Raw genomic sequence first — 7,627 nt, forward strand, 5'->3', positions numbered from 1 at the left:
CACGTCGACAGTGACTGGACGGCGGCTCGCGACGAGTTGCTCATCGATGCCGCTGGCGAGGACGACTCACACATCATCGAGCAGACAGTCGTTCTGTTCGACACCGCCGAAGCGGCCGTCGAGTTCTTCGAGCAATCTCGCGACATATGGCGCGACTGCGCGGAATCTACGGACACCCTGGTCGAGGACTCCCCGTGGGACGCCGACGATGTTCAGCAAGTCAGCGACAGGATGATCACGCAGAGCGCAAACGTCGGCGGCACATTCGAGGGGGTGTGCCAGCACGCGCTCGGGGTGGTGTCCAACGTGATCGTCGAAGGGTTTTCCTGCGACGACGACGCCAACGACGATGCGGAAACGATCGCCAGGCAGATTCTGGAGAACGCGGCCGAGCACTGATGCGGGCATCGAGAAGCCCGAAAACGTCCCTTGAGCAGTTTTCCAGTTAACCCCGATCGTTATTGACGACTTGGTATATTTTCTGCGGACGTGGCGAAACGCTCCTCCCGGCAAACCTCTCAGGAGGTCGCATGCGAACACTGGTTTCGGCTTTCGGCGGGGTTGCGGTCGGTTGCGCGGCGCTGTCGGGGTGCTCGTTCGAGTTCGGCACGACGAGCACACCCACGGTGTCGCAGGATGCCCTGCAGAACGACATCGCCGATCGGTTGTCGAAGGCCGGCGAGAAGCCGCAGTCGGTGACCTGCGACGGCAGTTTGATAGGCGAGGTAGGTAAGACCACCCGTTGTGACGTGGTGATCAGCCGGACCAACAGCTTTCAGCCCGTCATCACCGTGACGAAAGTCGACGGCACGATGGTCAGTTACGACATCAACCCCGCGATATCCAAAGAGCAGTTGGAAAAGTACATCTCAGCCCGCGACTCCGATGCCGGGCTGCGGGTGGAATCGGTGTCCTGCGAATCCGGGCTGGATGGCAAGAAGGGCGCCATCACCTACTGCGACACCGAGGCGCCCAAGGGCACGTTCCGACGCAACGTGGAGATCACCGACGTCGACGGCCTGCTGATGGATCTCAGTTTCGTCCCGGTCTACACCAAGAACGAAATCGCCACCGGGCTGCTGGACATCCTGGAGCAAAAGATCGGGCACCGTCCCGACTCCGCAACATGCGACGACGACCTCGTGGGTGAAGAGGACAACACCATCGATTGCACAGTCACCGATGGATCGGACGAGCAGGTCTACACCCTCACGGTCACGGGCGTCGAGGGCGACAACATCGACTTCAGCTACGCGCCCAAGGAATAGGTCGCGCCGCGCCGACCAGCTCCGGATGAAACTTGGCCGCCATCCGGCGCATCCCGTCGTGCCAGTCCACCGTGGTGCCGCCGATGAGCTCGCGCATCCGGGTCATGTCGGTGGGATTGCCGCGCAGCGCCTGCGCGCTCTCCTCGAAGACCGGCTCCCTGCCGACCAGTGAGCCCAGGTAGGTGCACCACTCCTGGAGGCTGACGGTCTGTTCTCCGCACCAGTTGACCGTCGTCGTCGGGACCGACGCAGCCTCGAGCAGCTTCGGGATGGTCGCGATGATGTCGTCCTCGTGGATCGGGTTGTAGCGGGCCGGTCCGCCAGGCGGGACCGCGATCGGGATGCCGCCGAGCATCATCTCCATGTGGTAGAACGGCCATCCACCGTTGTCGCCGTACGGGACGTTGAGGCGGGCGATGGTGGTGGGCACGCCGAGCGCGCGCGCCATCGACCGAGCGACGACCTCGCCCGCGATCTTGGAGATGGAATAGGTGGGGAACAACGCCTTGTGGTTGTCGCCCAGGGCGGCACCCTCGGTCCGGGGTTCGTCGTCCGGCGGGTCGTAGACGGCCGCCGACGAGCAATGCAGAAATGCCTTCGCGCCGCGGCAGTGGGCCATCAGCAGGCCGACCGACTCAGCGTTGGCGCCAAGATCCTTATCCCACTTGCCGCTCTTGGCCACCGCCAAGTTGAGCACGTAATCGAAGTCGGACGGGAGCCCGCCGAACTCCCCAGCGGCCAGGTTGACGGTCTCGCACCGAACCCCCGCCTTCTGGAGGCTCTCCCGCGCCGCGGCGTCGGTGAAGCGGGCAATGCCCCAGACCTCGTTGTCGGCCGCGAGCGCCCGGGCGATGGGAGCGGCGACCTGACCGCTCGGACCAGTGATCAGGATCTTGTTGCCCCGCATGGGCTGATGGTAGGCGCCTCCTCACGTTCAACGGGACTATCGTCGGGGTTTCGGTATCGTCCCCATGCGGGTAGACGCCGGAGGGCCTGCGACGAACCCGGGCAACAGTCGTGGAGAGGTCGTGACGAAGAGACCAGCGGGTGTGCGCGCCGCCGCGGCGGTCGTTGCGCTGGTGCTCGGGGTGGCCGGGTGCTCGACGGGTAAGCGGGTCGACCTCGGCGACGAGGCGTCGGGCAACCTAATCGCGGCGATCGCCGGCGAGCCCGACCAACTCGACCCGCACAAGACCACCGCGTACTTCTCGTTCGAGGTACTCGAGAACATCTTCGACACGCTCGTGGAGCCCGACGCCAACCTGGAGATGCGGCCCGCGCTCGCCGAGCGCTGGGAAGTCAGCCCCGACCAGCTGACCTGGACGTTCCATCTGCGTCGTAGCGTCACGTTCCACGACGGCAGCCCGTTGACGGCCGACGACGTCGTCTACTCGTACCGGCGCATCATGGACGAGCAGCTGGCCAACGTCGACAAGTTCAGCGCCGTCACCGACGTTGCCGCGCCGGACAGGAACACCGTCACGATCAGGGTCAAGCAACCCACGCCCAACCTGTTGACGAATCTCGGCGGCTTCAAGGGGATGGCGATCGTGCAGCGCAAGAACGTCGAAAGCGGCGAGATCGCAACGCATCCGATCGGCACCGGAGCGTTCGCCTTCCAGACTCAGAAGAGTGGAGACTCGATCACGCTGAAGACCAATTCGAACTACTGGGGTCCTCCGCCTCAGGTCTCGGGGGTCACGTTCCGGTTCATCTCCCAGCCCTCCACCGCGTTGTCGGCGTTGCAGGCGGGCGAAATCGATTGGACCGATTCGGTTCCCACCCAACGCGTCGCGCAGCTGAAAGACGACGACTCGATCACGCTCGCGGTGATACCGAGCAATGACTATTGGTATCTGGCACTCAACTTGGCCCGCGAGCCGTGGAACGACGTGCGGGTACGCCAGGCGATCGCGTATGGGATCGACCGTGGCGCCATCGTGCAGGCCACCAGCTATGGCACCGCCGTCGCGAATCAGCTGGCGATTCCGAAGGGCAACCCCTGGTACACGGAATACGACAAGTACGACTACGACATCGACAAGGCCCAGGGATTGCTGGCCGAAGCCGGTGTCTCCCAGCAGAACCTGGACATGCTGGTGACCAGCGAATACCCCGAGACCGTTACGGCGGCGCAGATCATCGCCGATAACCTTGCACCGCTGGGCATCACGGTGAACATCCGCACGGTCGATTTCGCGACGTGGCTCGACGAGCAGAACAGCGGTCACTTCGACATGCTGATGATGGGCTGGCTCGGCAACATCGACCCCGACGACTTCTACTACGCCCAACACCACACCAACGGGACGAGCAACGCCCAGAAGTTCTCCAACCCCGAGGTGGACCGGCTGCTGGACGCCGGCCGTGTCGAGACGAATCGGCAAGCGCGCGCGGCGGTTTACGCCAAAGCGGCCACCATCATCGCCGACCAGTGCAGCTACATCTACCTCTACAACCCGTCGGTGATTCAGGCCTGGAGCACCAACCTTTCGGGTTACGACGCGCGCCGCGACGGCGCCATCCGCTTCCGCACCGCGTCGCTCGCGCCGATGGGCTCCTCGTGACGGCGGTCTTCACCCATCCGGTGGTGCGCTTCCTCGCACGCAGATTGCTGTACTCACTGGTGGTGCTGCTGGGCGTGTTGATCGTGGTGTTCGCGCTGGTCCACCTGGTCCCCGGCGACCCGGTGCGCATCGCACTCGGAACCCGCTACACACCGCAGGCGTACGACGCACTGCGCTCCGCGAGCGGTCTCGACCGCCCGTTGATCTTGCAATTCTTCGGTTACGTCGGTTCCGCGCTGACCGGTGATCTCGGGGTCAGCTTCCGTAATGGTGATCCGGTAACGGTGACCCTGCTCGACCGGCTGCCCGCCACGGTGTCGCTTGGCGTCGTCGGGATCCTGATCGCGCTGGCGATCGCCCTGCCCGCCGGCATCTGGTCCGCGCTGCGCGAAGGCAAGCTCAGCGACGCCATCGTGCGTGTCACCAGCCAGTTCGGTGTGTCGATCCCGGACTTCTGGATGGGCATCCTGTTGATCGCGCTGTTCGCCACCACACTCGGCTGGCTCCCCACATCCGGGTATCGCCCACTGATGGAGGATCCGGGCGGCTGGCTGCGCCACATCATCCTGCCGGGCCTGACCGTCGGGTTCGTCGCAGCGGCGATCATGACGCGCTACATCCGCTCGGCGGTGCTCGAGGTGGCGGCTATGGGGTACGTCCGGACCGCGCGTTCCAAAGGGCTTCCGCCGCAGGTGGTTACGCTGCGGCACACGGTCCGCAACGCGCTTATTCCCATCTTGACGATCACCGGGATCCAGCTCGCGACGATTCTCGGCGGCGTGATCGTCGTTGAGGTCGTGTTCGCCTGGCCCGGCCTGGGGCGGCTCGTCTACAACGCGGTCGCCGCCCGCGACTACCCCGTCATCCAGGGCGCGGTCCTGCTGATCGCGGCGCTGTTCCTATTGATCAACCTGATCGTCGACGTGCTCTACGCCTTTGTCGATCCGAGGATTCGGTTGTCATGACAGACAATTCGGTCGACGTGAGCTCGCGGGTGTCGTCTTGGCGCTTGCTGCTGAGCAATCCGGTGACGGTGATCAGCGCGGTCATCTTGGTCTTGATCATGTTCCTCGCGTTGACCGCGAGCTGGCTTGCGCCGTTCGGCGTCAACGACATCGACGTGCCCAACGCGTTGCAACCGCCCAGCGGCACACACTGGTTCGGCACCGACGAGCTGGGTCGCGACGTGTTGTCCCGAGTCCTCGTCGCCACCCAGGCGTCGTTGCAGGTGGCGGTGGTCAGCGTGGCGTTCGCCGTCGTCGTCGGTGTGACGATCGGCGTGGTCTCGGGCTACCGCGGCGGCTGGTTGGACACCGTCTTCATGCGCGTCGTGGACGTGATGTTCGCCTTCCCGGTGCTGCTGCTCGCGTTGGCCATCGTCGCAATTCTCGGACCCGGCGTCGTAACGACGATCCTGGCGATCGGCATCGTCTACACCCCGATCTTCGCCCGGGTGGCCAGGGCCAGCGCTCTGAGCGTGCGGGTCGAGCCGTTTGTCCAGCTGTCGCGCACGCTTGGTACGGGACACACCTACATCCTGCTGCGCCACATCATGCCGAATATCGCCGGACCAGTGATCGTGCAGACGTCGTTGTCGCTCGCGTTCGCGATTCTGTCCGAGGCGGCACTGTCGTTCCTGGGACTGGGAATTCAGCCGCCGCAGCCGTCGCTGGGCCGGATGATCTTCGACTCGCAGGGCTTCGTGACGCTCGCCTGGTGGATGGCGGTGTTCCCGGGCGCGGCGATTTTCATCACCGTGCTGGCTTTCAACCTGCTCGGCGACGGGTTGCGTGACGTGCTGGATCCCAAGCAGCGCACCATGATCGAGGCTCGGAGGAAGCAGTGAGCCATCCGGTGCTGAGCGTCGGCGGTCTGCGGGTGCGGATCGGCCCTACCGAGATCGTGCGCGGCATCTCGTTCCAGGTGCAGCGCGAGCAGACGCTCGGGATCGTTGGGGAGTCTGGGTCCGGCAAGTCGATGACGGTGCTTGCCGCGACCGGGCTGCTGGATGCGCCTGGCGCGGTCGCCAGCGGCTCGAGCGCCCTGGCGAGCGACAAACCGATCGAGCTGATCGGCGCGTCGGCGCGGGTGTTGCGTGGCGTGCACGGCGGGCGGATCGGCTTCGTGTTTCAGGACCCGGGCACATCGCTGAACCCGCTGCTCACCCTGGAGCGCCAGATCACCGAATCGCTTGAGGCACATCGCAATATGACCCGGCAGCAGGCGAATGACCGGGCGCTGGAGCTACTGGAGGCCGTCGGGCTGCCGGACCCGCAGATGCGGCTGCACTCCTATCCGCATCAGTTGTCGGGCGGGCAGCGCCAGCGCGTGATGATCGCAATCGCACTGGCGTGCGACCCTGAGCTGTTGATCGCCGACGAGCCGACGACCTCGCTCGATGTCACTACCCAGGCGCAGATCATCGAACTGGTCCGCACGCTGCAACGTGATTTCGGCACCGCTGTGGTGTGGATCAGCCACGACCTCGGGGTCATCGGCCAGGTAGCCGATGACGTGACGGTGCTACAGGAGGGCGAAGCCGTTGAGCAGGCATCGATTGTCGACGTCTTCGACAACCCGCAGCATGACTACACCAAGAAGCTGCTGAAGGCGCGGCCGCTGATCGGCGGCGCGGGTCCCCCACCCGCCTCCGACGATGCGCCGGTGCTTGTCAAGGTCGAGGGCCTCGATGTCCGGTTCGACGTGTCCAGCCCCGCCGGCAAGTCGACAGTCCATGCGGTGAAAGATCTTTCGTTCCGCATCCGGCGCGGCACCACCCTCGGGTTGGTGGGCGAGTCGGGTTCGGGCAAGTCGACGGTCGCGGCCGCACTCACCGGGCTGGTGCGGCCGGATGGCGGGACCGCGACCCTGGACGGCGACGACGTGTTCGGCGTGCGCGGCGCCGCCGAGAAGGCCCTGCGCAGACGGATCAGCCTGGTGTTCCAGGACCCGTACTCGTCACTGAACTCTCGCGCGAGGGTGGGGAGGTCGATCGCCGAACCGTTGGTGGTGCACAAGCTGGTCAACGGAAAGCGGGCGCGCGAAGCGCGGGTCGGTGAACTGCTCGAACTGGTCGACCTGCCGGTGTCGTTCGCATCCCGATACCCACACGAGCTCTCCGGGGGGCAGCGGCAGCGGGTAAGCATCGCCCGTGCACTGGCCACCCAGCCAGACCTGCTGATCCTGGACGAGTCGACTTCGTCGCTGGATGTTTCGGTCCAGGCCAGGGTGCTGGACCTGCTGGCGGATCTTCAGCGCGACCTCGGGCTGACGTACATGTTCATCGGTCACGATCTCGCGGTGATCGAGCGGATGAGCCATGATGTGCTCGTGATGCGCGACGGCGAGATGATCGAATACCGCGCCGCCACGGAACTTTTCGCCAGTCCCGGACAGGACTACACTCGCGCGCTGTTGGCAGCCGTGCCGCCCGCCCGTCCCCGGGTGGCCCGATAAGAGGCGAAGCTGTGGCCGGATCGATCGGCACCGCGAGCAGCGCTGGGATCGCCGGGAGCGCGCTGACGGCACTGTCTTTCGCGCTGCGCGGGTGTCTGGCCTGTATAGCGTGCATCGCCTGCACCCGCTGACGCGCCTGTCTGGGCTGCGCCGCCTGCACCGACTGTGTCGGCTGCATCGGCTGCTACAACTGCAGCGGGCTGCGCAACACCGTCGGTGCGCGCAACGTGCACGCCACCTAATCCGGGCTAGGCGACCGATTCGCGGTCCGTCCGTCGGGGCATCATCGCCCATCGGATTCCGCCCACCACGGCGTTGCCGGCCATCCTGATGACG

Annotated in this window: 7 protein-coding genes and 1 pseudogene; 7 read left to right on the forward strand and 1 reads right to left on the reverse strand. The window is 65.3% G+C overall.

What is annotated here, in order from left to right; genetic code table 11:
* The coding region (locus ACRDU5_RS09680; RefSeq protein ID WP_526614267.1) for a sensor domain-containing protein at nt 1–399 on the forward strand (399 nt) is incomplete at its 5' end.
* Nucleotides 400–530: 131 nt separating this feature from the next.
* Nucleotides 531–1,268 (forward strand): DUF4333 domain-containing protein, encoded by a 738-nt coding sequence (locus ACRDU5_RS09685; protein ID WP_526614268.1) that lies wholly within the window; start codon nt 531–533, stop codon nt 1,266–1,268.
* Here ACRDU5_RS09685 and ACRDU5_RS09690 read toward each other — a convergent pair.
* Nucleotides 1,246–2,175, reverse strand: a complete 930-nt coding sequence (locus ACRDU5_RS09690) for an NAD-dependent epimerase/dehydratase family protein (protein ID WP_526614269.1) — start codon at nt 2,173–2,175, stop codon at nt 1,246–1,248. The two genes, ACRDU5_RS09685 and ACRDU5_RS09690, sit on opposite strands and share 23 nt — an antisense overlap.
* Before the next feature lie 121 nt (nt 2,176–2,296).
* Here ACRDU5_RS09690 and ACRDU5_RS09695 point away from each other — a divergent pair, with 121 nt between their 5' ends.
* The 5 genes and pseudogenes from ACRDU5_RS09695 to ACRDU5_RS09715 all read left to right on the forward strand — a co-directional run.
* Nucleotides 2,297–3,835 carry an ABC transporter substrate-binding protein gene (locus ACRDU5_RS09695; RefSeq protein ID WP_526614270.1) on the forward strand — a complete coding sequence of 513 codons (1,539 nt, stop codon included), beginning with the start codon at nt 2,297–2,299 and terminating at the stop codon, nt 3,833–3,835.
* Nucleotides 3,832–4,800: an ABC transporter permease gene (locus ACRDU5_RS09700; RefSeq protein ID WP_526614271.1), complete on the forward strand. Its 969-nt coding sequence runs from the start codon at nt 3,832–3,834 to the stop codon at nt 4,798–4,800. The genes ACRDU5_RS09695 and ACRDU5_RS09700 overlap by 4 nt, the downstream gene beginning before the upstream one ends.
* A complete protein-coding gene (locus ACRDU5_RS09705; protein WP_526614272.1) occupies nt 4,797–5,681 on the forward strand; it encodes an ABC transporter permease in 885 nt (294 codons plus the stop codon). The genes ACRDU5_RS09700 and ACRDU5_RS09705 overlap by 4 nt, the downstream gene beginning before the upstream one ends.
* Nucleotides 5,678–7,291 carry a dipeptide ABC transporter ATP-binding protein gene (locus ACRDU5_RS09710; protein WP_526614273.1) on the forward strand — a complete coding sequence of 538 codons (1,614 nt, stop codon included), beginning with the start codon at nt 5,678–5,680 and terminating at the stop codon, nt 7,289–7,291. The genes ACRDU5_RS09705 and ACRDU5_RS09710 overlap by 4 nt, the downstream gene beginning before the upstream one ends.
* A gap of 8 nt (nt 7,292–7,299) precedes the next feature.
* A pseudogene (locus ACRDU5_RS09715) lies at nt 7,300–7,533 on the forward strand (hypothetical protein); the annotation flags it as partial.
* Nucleotides 7,534–7,627: the final 94 nt, after the last annotated feature.

This window comes from Mycobacterium sp. (assembly GCF_050701515.1).
Classification (GTDB): Bacteria; Actinomycetota; Actinomycetes; order Mycobacteriales; family Mycobacteriaceae; genus Mycobacterium.

Bases quoted from the DNA above. Each gene is read 5' to 3' on its own strand.
- ACRDU5_RS09685 (WP_526614268.1), top strand. From the start codon at position 531: ATGCGAACACTGGTTTCGGCTTTCGGCGGGGTTGCGGTCGGTTGCGCG.
- ACRDU5_RS09690 (WP_526614269.1), bottom strand. From the start codon at position 2,175: ATGCGGGGCAACAAGATCCTGATCACTGGTCCGAGCGGTCAGGTCGCC.
- ACRDU5_RS09705 (WP_526614272.1), top strand. From the start codon at position 4,797: ATGACAGACAATTCGGTCGACGTGAGCTCGCGGGTGTCGTCTTGGCGC.